We start from the raw sequence: 15,826 nt of genomic DNA, 5'->3' as shown, positions 1-15,826 counted from the left end.
TTTCGGTCAGGCGCGCGCCCACAGCGCGCGGGCGGCCTTGTCGGCCTCGGTGCAGATCTCGTTCAGGTCGGCGCGGACGGGGCGCCCGTCCTCGACCAGCGTTTCGCCGTCGACCAGCACCATCTCCACGTCGCGCCCCTGCGCGGTGTGGACGAGCGTGCCGAGCGGGTTGATCAGCGGGCGCAGATGCGGGCGGCGGGTGTCGAAGACGACGAGGTCGGCCTTCTTGCCCAGGGCCAGCGTGCCGATCTCGTCGGCCATGCCGACCGCCCGCGCGCCGCCCAAGGTCGCCATGCGGAAGACGTCGGCGGGCTGCCAGGCGGCGGTGACGCCGCCCTGCTGGATGCGCGCGGTGGCGAGCGCCCAGCGCATCGCCTCGACCATGTCGCCGTGCTGGGTGTCGGTGCACAGCGCCAGATTGACGCCCGCCTCCTTCAGCTTCGGCGTCGGCGCCAGCCGACCCGAGGCGGCGTTGCATTTCGGCACATGGACCGCGTGCGCCCCGGCGCGGGCGAGGCGCGCGATGTCGGCGTCCTCGACATAGAGGCAGTGGGTGGCGAGCAGCCGGTCGTTCATCAGCCCGCACTCGTCCAGCAACTCCGCCGGGGTCAGGCCGGTGGAGGCCTTCACCCGCTCCACCTCCACCCGGCTCTGCGCCAGATGGGTGTTGACGCGCATGGAGCGCTTTGCGGCCTCGTCGGCGAGGGTGCGCAGGAAGGCGGGGGAGCAGGTGTCCGGCGCGTGGGCGGCCATCTGCACGCGGATGCGCCCGCCGTTGGCGCCGTTCCAGCGGTCGTGCAGGTCCAGCGTCCGCCGCAGCAGGTCGCTTCCGATGGCCGCGTCGAAGCGCCATTCGCCCTGGGCCACGCGGGCGAAATCCACGTCGTGGACGCGCCAGCTCGCATGGACTCGCAGGCCGAGGTCGGCGATGGCGTCGAGCGTCGCGTCGGCGTGGACGAAATGGTCGCAAATCAGCGTGGAGCCGGACAACAGGGCCTCCACCGCGCCCAGCCGGGCCAGCGCGCGGGCCTCCTCCGGCGTGGCGTCGGTGCCCTTGGGCACGCCCGGCGTGTAGGAGGGGGCGAAGCCGAGATCGGCGGCCACGCCGCGCACCATCACCAGGACGGCGTGCAGGTGCGCGTTGACGAAGCCCGGCGTGACCACCCGCCCCGGCAGGTGGCGGACCTCGGCTGCGGCGGGAAGCCCCTCCGCTTCCGGGGCGAGATGGGCGATGCGCCCGTCACGGATGCCGATGGCGGCATCGTCGACGACGCTGCCGACGGCCTCCCCGGTCAGGGCGGTGACGCCGGTCAGCAGCAGGTCGAGCCGGCCGGTCACGCGACGGCGGCCTGCCGTTGCTGCAGGCCCTCCTCGCGGATCAGGTTGAGGATGTGGCGCTTGTGGTCGTTGAAGCGCGGGCCGGTGGTGTCGCGCGGGCGCGGCAGGTCGAGCGCGATCAGCTCGCGGATGCGGCCCGGACGGCTGGTCATCACGGCGACGCGGGTGCCAAGCACCAGCGCCTCGTCCACGCTGTGGGTGACGAAGACGACGGTGCAGCGCTGCTTTTGCCAGATGGCGACCAGTTCCTCCTGCATGTCCATCTTGGTCTGGGCGTCGAGCGCCGCGAAGGGCTCGTCCATCAGGATGACCTGCGGGTTCAGCAGCAGGGCGCGGGCGATGCCGACGCGCTGGCTCATGCCGCCCGACAGCTCCGCCGGGAAATGGTTCTCGAAGCCGCGCAGGCCGACCATGTCGATGTATTCCTGGGCGGCGTCGCGCCGGTCGGCCTTGCGCCAGCCCTTCAGGCGCAGGTGGAAGGCGACGTTCTCCCACACCGGCAGCCAGGGCATCAGGTTGGCCTGCTGGAAGACCATGCCGCGGTCGGCGCCCGGCCCATCCACCGGCTTGCCGCCGACCGTCACGGTGCCCTCGGTCGGCTTCTCGAAACCGGCGATCATGTTCAGCAGCGTGGACTTGCCGCAGCCCGACGAGCCGAGCAGGCAGAGGAACTCGTTCTTCTCAACCGACAGGCTGACGTTGTCGATGGCCAGCAGGTCGCGCTTGCGCTTGGCGTCGCGGAAGATCTTGGTGATGTTCTGAAGGTCGATGGAAGCCATCGCTCAGCCCTCCCGGCTCTGGAGCGTGGAGCCGTGCTGCCAGTGCAGCGCGGCGGACATCAGGACTTTGATGAGCGCGTCGGTCGCGTAGCCGAGCAGGCCGATGCTGGCCATGGCGGCGAGCACGAGGTCGTAGCGCAGGAAGTAGTAGCTGTCCCACAGCACGTAGCCGAGGCCGCTCTTCACCGCGACCATCTCCGCCGTCACGGTCAGCATCCAGGCGGCGCCGATGCCGATGCGCAGGCCGGCGAAGATGCTGGGCAGGGCCGCCGGGAACACGACGTGGCGCAGCAGCTGCTGTTCCGTGGCGCCCATCATCGAGGCGGCGCGGATCAGGTTGCGGTCGGCGGTCTTCACCCCGTGGATGGTGTTCATCAGGATCGGGAAGAAAGCGCCGAGGAAGACCAGGAAGATGGCCGGCTTGTTGGCGATGCCGAACCAGATGATCGCCAGCGGGATCCACGACACCGGCGGCACCGGACGGAGCATCTGGAGCGTCGGCTCCACCGTCCGCTCGACCCAGCGCCACCAGCCGATGGCGATGCCCAGCAGCACGCCGCTGACCACCGCGATGCCGTAGCCGGCGGCGACGCGGGTGGCGCTGGACAGGGCGTCGGCCAGCCATCGCCCGGTGTTGCCCTGCGAAGTCTCGTCGAAGCCGAAGATCCAGTCGCCCCAGGTGTGCAGAACCACCGACGGAGCCGGCAGCAGCGCCGCCGGCAGGAAGCCGGACCGGGAGAACACCTCCCAGGCGGCAAGGATGAAGAGGGGAACGACGGCGCGCTCCCAGGATTTCGACAATGCCGTCATGGCCCGGTTTTCCCTGTCCCGTCATGTTCATAGCCCTCTCCCCTCCGGGGAGAGGGTGGCCCGTAGGGCCGGTGAGGGGGGTGCGCATGGCGGAACGTCCGGCATAAGTGCAACCCCCTCACCCTGACCCTCTCCCCGGAGGGGAGAGGGAATTGAGCGGTTGCTCTTAGAAGCCCAGTTCGCTCTTCGGCTTCTTGGTGACGGCTTCGAGGAACGTGTAATCCAGGTTCTTCTCCGCGGCGGCGGTGACGTCGTTGGAGATGTATTTCAGCTCGCGCATCATCGTGGCGATGGCCAGCGTGCTGTCCTTGTGGATGGCGTAATCCGGGGAGGCGTTCTTCAGCGCCTCGGTGGCGACGGCCTTGTCCATGCCGGTGTATTTGTTGATGACGTCCACCCACACGGTCTGGTCGGACTTCAGCTTGTCGACCAGGGCGACGACCGAGCCGACGGTGGCCTCGACCGCCTTCGGATGGTCCTTGATGACGTCGGAGCGGGTGACGATCAGGTTGGTCAGGTTGCCGGCGGCCTGATCATAGGGCAGGGCGAAATGCGTGCCGACGCCGGTCTGGCGGATCTGCGAGGCGAAGGGCTCCACCGTGCAGATCACGTCCACCTCGCCGCGCTGGAGGGCGGCGGCGTGGTCGGACGGGTTCGGGATGTTGATGAACTGCACGTCCTTGTTGACGTTGATGCCGTGCTTCTGAAGGGCGCCGCGCATGTGGATATCCTGCGCGTTGCCGCGCGACGCCGCGACGCGCAGCGGCTCGCCCTTCTCCTTGCGCTCGGCGATCAGCTTCTTCAGCCCGTCCCAATCATCGGCCTTCAGGGTGATGCCCTTGCCGACGACGATCTCCGACCCACCGTTCACCTGACCGGACACGGCCACCACGTCGAAGCCCTTATCGAGCGCCGTGATGTAGTGCAGGTAGGTGACCTGGGCCATGTCGATGCTCTTCGACACCAGCGCGGTCAGCACGTCGTTGCCGGAGTTGAAGTTGATCGCTTCGATCTCCACGCCCTTGGCGAGTTCCGGGGTCAGTGCCATCGGCAGGCAATGGGCGCATTTGGCGAAGCCCAGCTTCAGCTTTTCCGCGTCGGCCGCCTGTGCGGTGGCAGCGGCGGAGAGGGCGAGGAAGGCGGCGGTGACGGTCGTCAGGGTGAGGGACCGGAACGTCATGAAAGGAGTGCTCCCGATGCGGTTGCGTCCCTCCTCCTTTCGCAAGGCGCGTGCCAAATTGTATACAATATTATGATCGCCAATTTGTTGGCTGTTTTCAGCCGTTTAGAGCATATTGGAGGAAGCTGGCCGCGCGAGAGCGGCCTTGCCTGAATTTTGGGCATGACGCATCATTTCGGCATGCATGCCCAAGTATGCAGCACTTTCGGGGGTGGTGGGTCAGGATGGACAGGATCAAGACCATGAAGGCGCCGGCCCGGCCGATCCGCCGCGCGACGCTGCACCATTCCGCGGTGGAGGAACTGCGGGCGATGATCCTCGACGGCGAGCTGCCGCCGGGCGTCCGCGTGCCGGAGGTGCAGTTGTGCGAGCAGTTGGGAATCTCCCGCACGCCGCTGCGCGAGGCGCTGCGGGTCCTGTCGTCGGAAGGGCTGGTGGAGCTTCGCCCGCACCGCGGCGCCATCGTCGCGCCCGTGGACCCCGGCGAGATCGGCGCGATCTTCGAGGTGATGGACGCGCTGGAACGGCTGGCCGGGACGCTCGCCTGCCGCAATGGCTCGGACGCGGAGTTCACGAAGCTCGACCGGATGCACGACCAGCTGGTCGCCCAGCACGAGGCGGGGGAGCGCGCCGCCTACTTCCTGACCAACCGGCAGATCCACACCCAGATCGTCGCCATGGCCCGCAACCCGGCGCTGGAGGCGACCTACGCCGGCTTCGCCGCCAAGATCCTGCGCGCCCGCTCCCTCGCCAATTACGACACGGGCCGCTGGCAGGAGTCGGTGGACGAGCATGAGGGCTTCATGACGGCTTTCCGCCGCCGCGATGCCGAGGAGGCCGGTGCCCTGCTGGCCGACCACAGCCGCCGCACCGCGGTGGCGGTCATCCAGGCGTTGCGCCCTGCGGCGGCTCAGGAGGAAAGGGCGGCCACCGATCCCACGCCGATGGACGTGGAATGATTCGTTCGATTAAGGCTTGAATTATGCTGCGCTGCGGAATATATTAGTTTCACTGACGCCTTTTCGGGCGTTTCCTCCCTAAACTCAGGCCGCCGGAGCAATCCTGGCGGCCTTTTTCTTTGCGCGCCGCGCGGCCTCTGTTCTTGTGCGCCGCAGCGGAAAATCGACAATGTCTGGTGGAAAGCAAGGCCCTGAAAGTGAAACACGCTGCCGCCGTCAAAGCCCTGCGGGGGTGCGGGGGCTTGAGGCATGCAGCGTGTCGCATTGTGTGCGCGCCTTTGTTTTTATGCGGCGCGCCCCTGCTTTCACGGACTACCGAGTCCTCCCTAAACTCCGGCCTGACGCTGTTCGCAGCGCTACGAAAGATAGACCATACGTACCCGCATGATGTCAATGGGCACAGCGGCCGGGGGAGTATGTTTTTTAGCCTATGACCTTGCGCCGCAACCCGAGGGTTCCAAGCGAATCGGGACATGACCGCCTGCCAAGATAGGATCGGGCCGAGCGCAGCGCGTACCATCGCCCTCTTGGTTCACGTCATGCCCGCCGGGCATCGGAACCGACAATGCGGAGGAAGCACCATGGCCGACGAGCGGAACCCGAACCAGATGGGCAGCCAGGACGAGCGGAAGCAGGGGCAGCAGACCCAGGACAACCCGAAGAACCGGCAGCAGGGGCAGGACCAGGCGAACCGGCAGCAGCAGGGCATGGACCGCGACCAGGACGAGAAGGGCGGGCAGCAGCGCTGAGCGGAGGCCGCAAGGGACGTCGCAGGGACGGGACATGATGTCCCGTGTCCCGCGATGGGTTTGCGGCATGCTGGTTTTTTCGGCATACACTGGGGCGGCCAGCCGGCCGCCCCTTTTCGCGTGGGCGGTCCGGCTTCCGCTGGGAGGAGAGAGGACGGACCATGACCTACTGCGTCGCCCTGTATCTGAAGGACGGCTTGGTGATGCTGTCGGACACGCGCACCAACGCGGGGGTGGATCACATCTCCATCTTCAGCAAGATGCACGTCTTCGAAGAGCCGGGTGACCGCATGATCGCCCTGATGACCGCCGGCAACCTGTCGCTCACCCAGTCGGTGATCGCGCTGATTCAGGAAGGGGTGGAGCTGGACGGCGAAATCCGGACCATCTCCAGCGTGAACGGCATGTTCCAGGCGGCCCAGCTCGTCGGCGCCGCCGTCCGTCAGGTGTGGAAGCGGGACGGCCACGCGCTGAAGGAGCAGCGGGTGGATTTCGACCTGTCCATCATCCTGGGCGGCCAGATCCGCGGCGACCGGGTGCGGCTGTTCCACGTCTACGCCGCCGGCAACTTCATCGAGGCGACCGCCGACAACGCCTTCTTCCAGATCGGGGAGCACAAATACGGCAAGCCGATCCTCGACCGCGCGTTGAACCACAACACGCCGCTGGAGGAGGGGATGAAGCTGGTGCTGATCTCCATGGACAGCACGCTGCGCTCCAACCTGACGGTCGGTCTCCCGCTCGACCTGATCGCCTACCGCCGCGATTCGCTGAAGCTGGAGACGCGGCGGCGGATCGGTGAGGACGATCCCTGCTTCAAGGAGATCAGCGACGGCTGGTCCCAGGCGCTCCGCGAGGCCTTCCGCTCCCTGCCGCCGCCCAAATGGGCTGATTAAGCGGGTTCCGCCGCCTTCCGCACCCGCACATGGCTGTCGTGGAAAGCGGCGCCGCCGAAGGGCGCCACCGGGTCGGCGCCGGTCAGGCTGTTGATGCCGCGCCCGCCCTCGTGCGCGGCGTTGGGCCAGATGGATTCGGCGATGACCACGCCGCGCCGCACCCCGTCGAACAGCCGGGCGTGCAGAAGCACCGCGCCGCGCCCGTTGGCGGCCTCCACCCGGTCGCCCTCGGCGATGCCCAGCGCCGCCGCGTCGTCGGGGTGCAGCATCAGGCTGGGGCGGCGCTCCCGCCCCGCCGACGTCGGGGTTTCGGTGAAGCTGCTGTTCAGGAAGTTGCGGGCTGGCGCGGTGACCAGCCGGAAGGGATGCTCGTCGTCGGCCTCCTCCGTCACCGCCCAATGGTCGGGGAAGGTTGGCATGGCATCGACCGGGCCGAAGGTCGACGGCGCGGCGTAGGGCACCTTGGGCCAATCCGGCTTCAGGCGGAACTTGCCATCGGGCCAGCGGAAGCCCTTCACGAAATGGGCCTCCTCGAAGTCCGGCTGCACGTCGAGGAAGCGCTGGGATTCCAGCGCCTCCAGCGTGCCGTGGCCGGACGCGCGCAGCGTGGCGTCGATCAGCTCCCGCTCGGTCATGGCGAAGCCGGGGTGAGAGTCGCTGCCCAGCCGCCGCGCCAGCTCGCCGATGACGGCGTGGTTGGGCCGGCAGTCGCCGGGCGGATCGACCAGCTTGGGCCCGAGCAGGATGTGCTGGTTGCCGCCCGCCTGATAGAGGTCGTCGTGCTCCAGGAACATGGTGGCGGGCAGCACGATGTCGGCCATGCGGGCCGTCTCGGTCATGAACTGCTCGTGCACGCAGACGAACAGGTCGTCACGGGCGAAGCCGCGGCGCACGCGCGCCTGATCGGGGGCGATGGTGACCGGGTTGGTGTTCTGGATCAGCAGCGCCGTCACCGGCGGGCCGCCGGCCAGCGTCTCCGGGTCACCCTCCAGGATCGGGCCGATGCGCGACTGGTCGAGCATGCGCACGGTCGGGTCGCGCAGGTCCAGCCCCTCGATCAGCGTCTTGTTCCAGCCGTAGATGCCGCTGTTGGAGTGGAAGGCCCCGCCGCCCTCGACCTGCCAAGCGCCGCTGACCACCGGGATGCAGGAGGCGGCGTGCATGTTCACCGCCCCGTTGCGCGAGCGGGTGAAGCCGTAGCCCAGCCGGAAATAGCTGCGCGGCGTCCGCCCGACCAGCCGGGCGAATGCCTCGATCTCCGCCGCCGGCAAGCCGGTGATCGCCTCGGCCCATTCCGGGGTGCGGCTGGCGAGATGCGCCTCCAGTCCGTCGGGGTCGTCGGCGTGGCTGGCGAGATAGGCGCGGTCGGCCAGCCCGTCGCGGAACAGCACATGCATCACCGCGCAGGCCAGCGCCCCGTCGCTGCCCGGACGGATCAGCAGGGGAATGTCCGCCTGTTCCATGGTCGGGGTGCGGTAGACGTCGACCACGGCGATCTTGGCCCCGCGTTCCTTGCGGGCGCGGACGGCGTGGGTCATCACGTTGACCTGGGTGGAGACGGCGTTGGTCCCCCAGATCACCACGAGGTCGGACTTGGCCATCTCGCGCGGGTCGGCCCCGGCCAGCTTGCCGGCGCCGGCCAGCCAGCCGGCCCAGGCCGGGTTGGTGCAGATGGTGGCGAAAAAGCCCGACCAGCGCCGGGCGTGGCGCAGCCGGTTGATGCCGTCGCGCTGCACCAGCCCCATGGTGCCCGCGTAGTAGTAGGGCCACACCGTCTCCGGCCCGTGCCGGCGCTCGGCCTCCAGGAACTGGTCGGCGACGATGTCCAGCGCCTCGTCCCAGGAGATCGGCGCGAACTGGCCGGAGCCCTTGGGGCCGGTGCGGCGCAGCGGCTGGGTCAGCCGGTCGGGGTGGTGCACCCGCTCGGCGTAGCGGGCGACCTTCGCGCAGATCACCCCCGCCGTGTAGCTGTTGTCGGCGGCCCCGCGGATGCGCCCGATGCGGCGCTCGTCCAGCACCTCGACCTCCAGCGCGCAGGTGGACGGGCAATCGTGCGGGCAGGCCGAAGCGTGCAGGCGGGGGGCGTGCAGGCGGGGAGCGGTGCGGTTGGACATGGTTCTACAGATGGGTGCTGGAAGGGGTCAGGGAAGGGCAGCGGTGCTGTGCAGCGTCACGCGCAGGCCGCCGTGTGACACCGACGGGCCGGACGGCTGAAAGGGCAGGCCGGTCGCCTGGGCCAGCGACGCCTCGTTGGTGACGAGGCCGACCCGCCAGCCGGAAAAGCGCGACAGCAACGTCTGGCCCAGCGCGCCGTATAGGGCGAACAGCGGCTTCTTCTCGCCGATCCGCGCGCCGTAGGGCGGGTTGACGATGACGAGGCCCGGCGGCCCCTCCGGCGGCATCAGGTCGCTGACCGCGTGCTTCTGGAAGTCCGTCAGGGCGGCGACGCCCGCCCGCTCGGCGTTGGCGCGGCTCATGGCGATGGCCCCGCCGTCGCGGTCGCTGCCGTAGAAGCGGACGGCGGGCGCGGTGCCCGCGCTGCCCGCGGAGCGCATCGCCTGCCACGCCGCGTCGTCGAAGGAGGCGAGCTGCTCGAAGGCGAAGCGGCGCGTGCGTCCGGGGTGCAGGCCGGCGGCGATCTCCGCCGCCTCGATGACGAAGGTGCCGGACCCGCACATGGGATCGACCACCGGCTCCGTCCCCTCGTAGCCGCAATGGTGCAGGAAGAGGGCGGCCAGCGTCTCGCGCAGCGGGGCCTTGTGGATCTCTTCCTTGTGGCCGCGCTTGTGCAGGGACTCGCCCGACGCGTCGACGCTGATGGTGCAGAGGTCGTCGTCGATGCGGGCCTTGATGGACACCTCCGCCTCGGCGGAGATGGGGGCGCCCAACTCTTCGGTGATGGCGCGCTCGATGCGCTGGGCGGTTGCCCCGGCGTGGTAGATGCGCGAGCCCTTGCAGGACGCCTCGACGCGGACCGGCACGTCGGGGTGCAGGAACTCCGCCCAGGGCACCCGGCGCGCCCGCTTGTCGAGCTGGGCGAGGTGGAAGGCGCGGAAGGAGGCGACGCGGGCCAGCACGCGGGTCGCCCCGCGCAGTTCCAGGTTCGCCCGCCAAACCTCCGGCCAGCCGCCGCGGACGGTGACGCCGCCCTTGATGGCGGTGGCATCGCGGAAGCCCTTGGCCTTCACCTCCGCGCAGAGCACGGATTCCAGGCCCGGCGCAGTGACGATGAAGATCTCGAAATCGGTGCCGGTACGGTCGGCGGCGGCGGTGTCGCTGGTCATGGCCCCTAGATACCGCCATGGCAATCGCTTTTGAAGTCCCCTCTCCCCTCTGGGGAGAGGGTTAGGGTGAGGGGGTTGCGCTTTTGCCGGACATTCCGTTACGCGCATCCCCCTCACCGGCCCTCCGGGCCACCCTCTCCCCAGAGGGGAGAGGGCTTAATTGGCAGCAATGACTGGCCAGCAGATATTGCGAGGCGCTCCTCTTATTCACAACCGGCCTTGCCGACAGCGGCGGTCAGACGCTCGTAGCCGGCGCGGGTGAGATGCACCGGGTCCTTGTAGAGCGGACAGGCGCCCTCCGCCGGGCAGGCGTCGCGCAGCGGGGTGTTGGCGTCCACCACGCGCAGGCCGGGAGCGGCGAGGGCGGCCAGCCGCCGGTTCACCTCGGCGATGCGTTCGGCGAAGGCGGCGTTGCCGTCGCGCCGCGGCAGCAGGGTGAGCAGCGTGATGCAGGCGCCGGGCGCGGACCGCTTCATGTCCGTGGTGATGGTCCCGATGGTGCCGGCGATCTCCGCGGCGGAGCGGTTCGGCAGGTCGTTCGTCCCGACCAGGATCAGCGCGGACCTCAGCCCCATGCCCGGCCCGAAGGATTGCCGCACCCGCCACAGCAGGTTTCCCGCGGTGTCGCCCCCGGCCCCGAAATTCATCGGCTCCGCGTCGAACAGCCGGCGGGCAAGGTCGGGCGGCCAACCGGCGATCAGGGAATCGCCCAGCAGCATCGCCTTCGGGTTCTGATGCCGCAGCGTCTCCATGCGCTTGACCAGCCAGTCCGGATAGGGCGGCTGCGTGCGCGGTCCGATGGTCGTGTCGCTGTGCGCCGGGACGGCCAGGAACGCCAGCAGTGTGGCGATCCCAGCCCATCCCGCTTTGATGATCCGACTCACGCCGCCTTCGCCGGCAGGGCAACGGCCGGGACCTGCTCCGGATGCAGGGCGGGCGGCGAGAGGTCCAGCACGGCGCGCTCCCCCTCGGCCAGCGGGCGCACGGCGTTCACGGTCAACGCGACGGTCAGCGAGCCCTTCGGGGCAGGGGCGTCCAGCACGAGGTCGGTGGTCCGGCCGGGATGCACCTCGAACCGTTCCTCGGCCAGCGTCGTGCCGTCCTCCGCGGCGATGGAAACCGCGACACGGAGCGGGACGGAGTCCCGCAGGGGGCAGCGCAGGGTGGCGCCAAGATGGAAGGGGCCGGGCGCGCGCACCCCGGTCCAGCGCAACGTGGTGCCGGGCCGCTCCGGATCGGGGCCGTGCAGGCGGAACAGGCCCTCATAAGGGCGGCACCAGCTGTTGCCGTTCAGCAGACGGACTGTCCCGGCGCGCAGGTCGCCCGCGATGGGCTTGCTCATGTCCTGATCGGGGCCGAAGGGGAAGCGGAGCTGGACCAGCGCGTCCGGCGTGCCGATGCGCAAGGCGGCGTGGCGCTGCGTCCAATCGTGGCAGGGGAACAGGCGCAGTGCGCCCTGGACGATGGAGAACCACGCCGCCGCGTCGATGTCGTCCGCCTGATGGTAGGGGGCGAAGCGGGTGACGTAGCCGCGCATCAGGCCGGGCCGGTGCCAATCCACGCGGCCGATGCGGGTGGGATCGTCCGTCGCCTGAACCTCCAGCAGGGCGAAGTCGTCGTGGCCGGCCAGGGCGGCCAGGGCCTCGTACAGCCCGTCGATGGTGGTGGAGGCGATGCCGGGATTCGACTTCACGACGAAGATCACCCCGCCCATCGCCGCCCGTGCGGTGAACTTGGCCTGGAGATACTGGATCTTGCGCGTCTCCCGGCGGTGCATCGCACGCCGCGTCGCCGCGTCGTCGCGGAAGACCAGCCGCCCGCCGGTGACGTCGGACTTCATGTCGCTGTGCCAGCCGATGCCGTAGGCGGAATCCAGCACCATTCCGGTGCGCAGCGGCGACAGGTTCTCGAACCGGTACATGCCTTCGAAATTGGCGCGCAGCTTGGCCAGGAGCTGGTCGGGCTTCATGGAGGCCCAGCGGAACAGGCTCCCCGCCTCGCAGGACAACCGGCGCAGGACGAAGCCGAATTCGCAGTTGTCGCCCAGACTTTCAAACCGCAGAAGGTCGTCCGCGCCGATGCCGATGGTCATGCTGCTGTCCCGTTTCGCTGCCAAGCCGTGGTTTCGGCAAGCCTAGCGCGAACCGGTCGGGCCGCGTCAACGGACGGTGGCGGCGGCGCCGAAATGATCACCGCGAATTCGAGGCAATTCAATCGGACTGTCCGGCCGTTCGGACTCTCCGGCCGTTCAGATCGTCCGGGTGACCTTGCGCAAATGGCGGGGCCGGTCGGGATCGAAGCCGCGCGCCACCGCCAACCGCGCCATGAAGGGGTAGAAGGCCTGGATCGCCGCGATGGGGTCCAGCACCCGGTGCAGCGGCGGCGGAAGAAGCAAAGGCGTGTCGGCCAGGGCAAGCGCCCGCTCCTCGGCGGAGGCGACCAGCAGATGGGCGCCGGCCTCCTTCAGTGCGCGGGCAGTGTCCAGCACGCCGTCCAGCGTCTCGTCCCGCACCGCCACCACCAGCACGGGGAAGCCCGGCTCGACCAGCGCCATGGGGCCGTGCATCACCTCCGCCGCGCTGAAGGGTTCGGCGTGGGTGGCGGCGGTTTCCTTGAACTTCAGCGCCATTTCCTGGGCGATGGGATAGCTGCGGCCCCGCGCGACGATCAGCAGGCTGGATACAGACTCCAGCACCGGCTGCGCCGCCGACCAGTCCGCAGCACCGGCCCGTTCCAGTTCTTGGGGCAGCCGTGAAAGCGCGTCGAGAAGCGTCCGGTTATCCGTCCAGACGGCGGCCAGTCGGGCGATGGCGGCGAGGCTGGCGACGAAGCTCTTGGTCGCGGCGACGCTGCGTTCCGGTCCGGCGTGCAGGGGCAGGGGATGGGCGACCCGCTCCGCCAGCGGCGAGTCCTCCGCGTTGACCAACGCCGCCGTCAGGGCGCCGCCGGCCCGCGCCGCGTCCGCGACGCGCAGCAGGTCGGGGCTCTGGCCCGATTGGGAAATGGCCAGGACGAAGGCGTCCTTGACCCGCAGACCGGCGCCGTAGGCCGTGACCACCGACGGCGCCGCGGAGGCGGTGACCAGCCCCAGCGCCGTCTCGAACAGGTAGCGGGCGTAGCCGGCGGCGTGGTCGCTGCTGCCCCGCGCGATGGTCATCGCGAAGGGCGGCGGCACGGCCCGCAGCCGGTTGGCGAGGGCCGCCACCGCTTCGGCGTCGGAATCGAGCAGGCGCCGCACCGCCGCCGGGGCGGTGGCGGCCTCCTGCATCATCAGGGGAGCGCTGGTCATGGGTCGGCCTCCGTTCCAGGCCGATCATAACACAGCGGTGCCGCTTACCTCACGCCGGGCCGGTCGGCGCCTTCGCCAGCACGGCGGCGTCGGAGGCGTCCATCTCCTCCGCCGGGGCGGGCTCGGCCTGGGGCGGTTTCCAGTTGCGCAGCCGGTTCACCATGGCGCCGGCCTGGGTCTTCCAGCGGTCGGCGTGGATGCGCATCGATTCGCCACTCTGGACCAGCAGGCGGCTGGGCAGCGGGCCGGGCGTCTCGAAGGTGCCGATGTGAAGCGTCTCGACCGGATGCTTGCCGGCGAGGCCGCGTTTGAACTGGTAGACGCCGGGGTTGGTCTGGGCGTTTACCCCGTGCAGGTCGTAGCGCAGCCCGCCGTTTGCCTTGATCCACAGCAGCGCCCGCCATTGCAGCAGATAGGCGGCGTTGACCCGCAGCCCGGCCTCCAGCGTCGCGGAATTCTGCATCTGCCCGGTGGTGCCGAACAGCGACACGACGACCCCGGCCACCGGCCGCCCCTCATGCATGGCGAGGAAGGCGCGCATCTTCCTCCGCGTCGGCAGCGCCTCGTTGATGCGGGTGAAGGTGCGGCTGTCGTAGGCCTTGAAGCCCTTGCGGCGCTGCGTCTCGACGAAGATGTCGTCGATGGTCTCCAGCAATTCGGCGTGGGAGCCTTCGACGACCTCGATTCCCATCCGCTCGGCCTTGTTCAACCCGCGCCGCCAGTGGTGCGACAGGTTGGAGCGCAGGCCGGCCTCGTCGGCGTTCAGGTCGGTGATGAAGGTGCGGTAGGGGGCCTTCTCCTCCCGGAACCGCATCCCCAGCGAGGCCAGCGCCGCCGTCACCGCCTCCCCGTCTGCCTGCGAGACATGGGGCAGCAGGCGCAGCATCAGGCCGCGCCGATCTGTGTACTCCGCCTTCAGCGCGTGCAGAGCGGTCATCAGGGCGGCGTGGTCCGGCCCCTGGCCGCGCGGGTGCCACATCGGCCCCCACATGACCAGCGCCAGGCCGCCGATGCCCGGCACGCGGCGCAGCAGCACCTGCACCGCGGCCACCGGGCGCCCGTCGCGCCGTACGACGAGGTGGCTCAACTCCCGCCCGGCGTGGGCGATGCGGCCATAATCCCAGGTCTGGAAGATGTTGGCGTCATCGAAGCCATCGAGAATGGCGTACCAGCCGCTGCGGTCGACCCGGTCGATCTCGATGGAGGACGCGGGGCACAGGACATCGCCACCAAGCGCGTCGGTGTACATTCAGGATTCTCCCCTGGAATTCACGGCGATCGTTTTTTGTGGAAGCGTTTGGTAACGGTCAGATGATTGGTCACACGGTTCCGCCGGAGCGGTAGAAGGTGCTGAAGGCGGGGCGGGCCGAGAAGGCAGCCTGCGGGATGTCGAGCAGACGGCGCAGCCGGTCGCGCACCGCCGGTTCCAGGACCGCGGCGACCAGCAGGGCCACGGCAATGGACAGCGCACCGCCCGTCACCGCACCGGCCATCGAGGAGGCCCCGGCCTGCATCGCCAGCGCCTTGGCCGAGCCGCCGATCACCTCGTGCAGCAGGTAGAGCGGATAAGTGGCGAGCCCGATCACGCGCAGCAGGGCCAGAAGGGATGGCGGCAGCGTGGCGATCTCCGCCCGCCAGCGCGCCGAGGCGACGATGGCGAGAAGCGACGCGCCCCAGATCAGCAGCGGGTTCACCCACAGATCGGCGAGATTCAACGGAACCGGCGAGCGTTCCACGAACTCCACCGACCGGGCGGTGATCTCCAGCGGCGCGGCGATCAGGGCCAGCAGGGCGGCGGCCATGCCCGTCCGGGTCAGCTTGCCGCGCGACCACAGCCACAGGAAGATCCCCAGCGCGAAGAACACGCCGTGGCGCAGCAGCGTCATGTTCAGCATGCCGTACTCGAACTCCAGGAACGGCATGTTGACGACGCCGAAGACGTGCAGGCTGTAGACGCCGAGATAGGCCGAGCTGGCGGCGGTCAGCGCCAGGGCGAACAGCGGCAGCCGGTGGAAATTCCCGCTGAAAAGCAGCAGGAACACCGCGCCGTAGAAGGCGATCTCGACCGGCAGCGTCCAATAGGCCGACGCGATGTAGGGGCCGGCGGGCGCCAGCGTGAAGGAGGCGATGAAGCGCCGCGCCAGATCCGGGTCGGGACCGGGCATGAGCACGAGAGCGACGAGGCACAGGATGGAGCAGACCCAGGCCGCCGGATAGAGGCGCAGCAGGCGCGACCGGATGAAGGCGATCGGGGTGGCGTTGTTGGCCGAATTGGCGATGACGAAGCCCGACACCACGAAGAAGACCTGCACTCCGGCCCAGCCCGACCACATGACGTCGGCGACCGCCGGGTCGCGCCAGGTCAGGTGAAAGCCGGTGACCAGCAAAGCCGCGGCGAACCGCACCATGTCGATCCCGTAGACGTAATCGGCCCCGGACCTGTGGCGGGCAGGCCCGCCCCCCGGCAGAGTGTGCTTTATCGGCGTTTCAGGCACGATTCCTCCCTTCCTGCATGGGACGTGCCCATGTGCAGGTTCTCGAC

Annotated in this window: 14 protein-coding genes; 3 read left to right on the top strand and 11 right to left on the bottom strand. The window is 69.3% G+C overall.

Features of this window, described 5'->3' with window-relative positions; genetic code table 11:
• Positions 1 to 6: 6 nt before the first annotated feature.
• From ACWPN7_RS31875 to ACWPN7_RS31860, 4 genes are all read right to left on the bottom strand, one after another.
• The gene (locus tag ACWPN7_RS31875; RefSeq protein ID WP_459197036.1) at positions 7 to 1,338 is read right to left on the bottom strand and encodes an amidohydrolase family protein; all 1,332 of its coding nucleotides are present in this window, start codon (positions 1,336 to 1,338) and stop codon (positions 7 to 9) included.
• Positions 1,335 to 2,117 carry an ABC transporter ATP-binding protein gene (locus ACWPN7_RS31870; RefSeq protein WP_200476166.1) on the bottom strand — a complete coding sequence of 261 codons (783 nt, stop codon included), beginning with the start codon at positions 2,115 to 2,117 and terminating at the stop codon, positions 1,335 to 1,337. Before ACWPN7_RS31870 ends, ACWPN7_RS31875 begins: the two co-directional genes overlap by 4 nt.
• 3 nt (positions 2,118 to 2,120) lie before the next feature.
• Positions 2,121 to 2,927: an ABC transporter permease gene (locus ACWPN7_RS31865; protein ID WP_119507235.1), complete on the bottom strand. Its 807-nt coding sequence runs from the start codon at positions 2,925 to 2,927 to the stop codon at positions 2,121 to 2,123.
• Positions 2,928 to 3,093: 166 nt separating this feature from the next.
• Complete coding sequence (locus ACWPN7_RS31860) at positions 3,094 to 4,107, bottom strand: ABC transporter substrate-binding protein (RefSeq protein WP_149649004.1); 1,014 nt, start codon at positions 4,105 to 4,107, stop codon at positions 3,094 to 3,096.
• A 224-nt stretch (positions 4,108 to 4,331) separates the two neighbouring features.
• On the opposite strand from ACWPN7_RS31860, the gene ACWPN7_RS31855 reads away from it, so the two are divergent.
• The 3 genes from ACWPN7_RS31855 (at position 4,332) to ACWPN7_RS31845 (ending at position 6,711) form a co-directional block, all read left to right on the top strand.
• The gene (locus ACWPN7_RS31855) at positions 4,332 to 5,066 is read left to right on the top strand and encodes a GntR family transcriptional regulator (RefSeq protein WP_451995708.1); all 735 of its coding nucleotides are present in this window, start codon (positions 4,332 to 4,334) and stop codon (positions 5,064 to 5,066) included.
• A 581-nt stretch (positions 5,067 to 5,647) separates the two neighbouring features.
• Positions 5,648 to 5,815, top strand: a complete 168-nt coding sequence (locus ACWPN7_RS31850) for a hypothetical protein (RefSeq protein ID WP_175428837.1) — start codon at positions 5,648 to 5,650, stop codon at positions 5,813 to 5,815.
• A 161-nt stretch (positions 5,816 to 5,976) separates the two neighbouring features.
• Complete coding sequence (locus ACWPN7_RS31845) at positions 5,977 to 6,711, top strand: proteasome-type protease (protein ID WP_040136233.1); 735 nt, start codon at positions 5,977 to 5,979, stop codon at positions 6,709 to 6,711.
• Here ACWPN7_RS31845 and ACWPN7_RS31840 read toward each other — a convergent pair.
• The 7 genes from ACWPN7_RS31840 to ACWPN7_RS31810 form a co-directional block, all read right to left on the bottom strand.
• Entirely contained in the window at positions 6,708 to 8,825 is a 2,118-nt protein-coding gene (locus tag ACWPN7_RS31840) for a molybdopterin-containing oxidoreductase family protein (RefSeq protein WP_459197037.1), read from the bottom strand. The genes ACWPN7_RS31845 and ACWPN7_RS31840 overlap by 4 nt on opposite strands.
• Positions 8,826 to 8,852: 27 nt before the next feature.
• Entirely contained in the window at positions 8,853 to 9,995 is a 1,143-nt protein-coding gene (locus ACWPN7_RS31835; RefSeq protein WP_459197038.1) for a THUMP domain-containing class I SAM-dependent RNA methyltransferase, read from the bottom strand.
• A 203-nt stretch (positions 9,996 to 10,198) separates the two neighbouring features.
• Positions 10,199 to 10,879 carry a GDSL-type esterase/lipase family protein gene (locus tag ACWPN7_RS31830; protein ID WP_459197039.1) on the bottom strand — a complete coding sequence of 227 codons (681 nt, stop codon included), beginning with the start codon at positions 10,877 to 10,879 and terminating at the stop codon, positions 10,199 to 10,201.
• The gene (locus tag ACWPN7_RS31825) at positions 10,876 to 12,087 is read right to left on the bottom strand and encodes a hypothetical protein (protein ID WP_459197040.1); all 1,212 of its coding nucleotides are present in this window, start codon (positions 12,085 to 12,087) and stop codon (positions 10,876 to 10,878) included. The genes ACWPN7_RS31830 and ACWPN7_RS31825 overlap by 4 nt, the downstream gene beginning before the upstream one ends.
• 156 nt (positions 12,088 to 12,243) lie before the next feature.
• Entirely contained in the window at positions 12,244 to 13,284 is a 1,041-nt protein-coding gene (locus ACWPN7_RS31820) for an SIS domain-containing protein (RefSeq protein WP_459197041.1), read from the bottom strand.
• 49 nt (positions 13,285 to 13,333) lie between these two features.
• Positions 13,334 to 14,533, bottom strand: a complete 1,200-nt coding sequence (locus ACWPN7_RS31815; RefSeq protein WP_040136246.1) for a lipid II:glycine glycyltransferase FemX — start codon at positions 14,531 to 14,533, stop codon at positions 13,334 to 13,336.
• Positions 14,534 to 14,603: 70 nt separating this feature from the next.
• Complete coding sequence (locus tag ACWPN7_RS31810) at positions 14,604 to 15,779, bottom strand: acyltransferase family protein (protein WP_459197042.1); 1,176 nt, start codon at positions 15,777 to 15,779, stop codon at positions 14,604 to 14,606.
• Positions 15,780 to 15,826: the final 47 nt, after the last annotated feature.

This window comes from Azospirillum sp. UENF 312511 (assembly GCF_058780635.1).
Note: the sequence above shows the minus strand (reverse complement) of the source record. Positions and strands in the feature narration are given on the sequence as shown.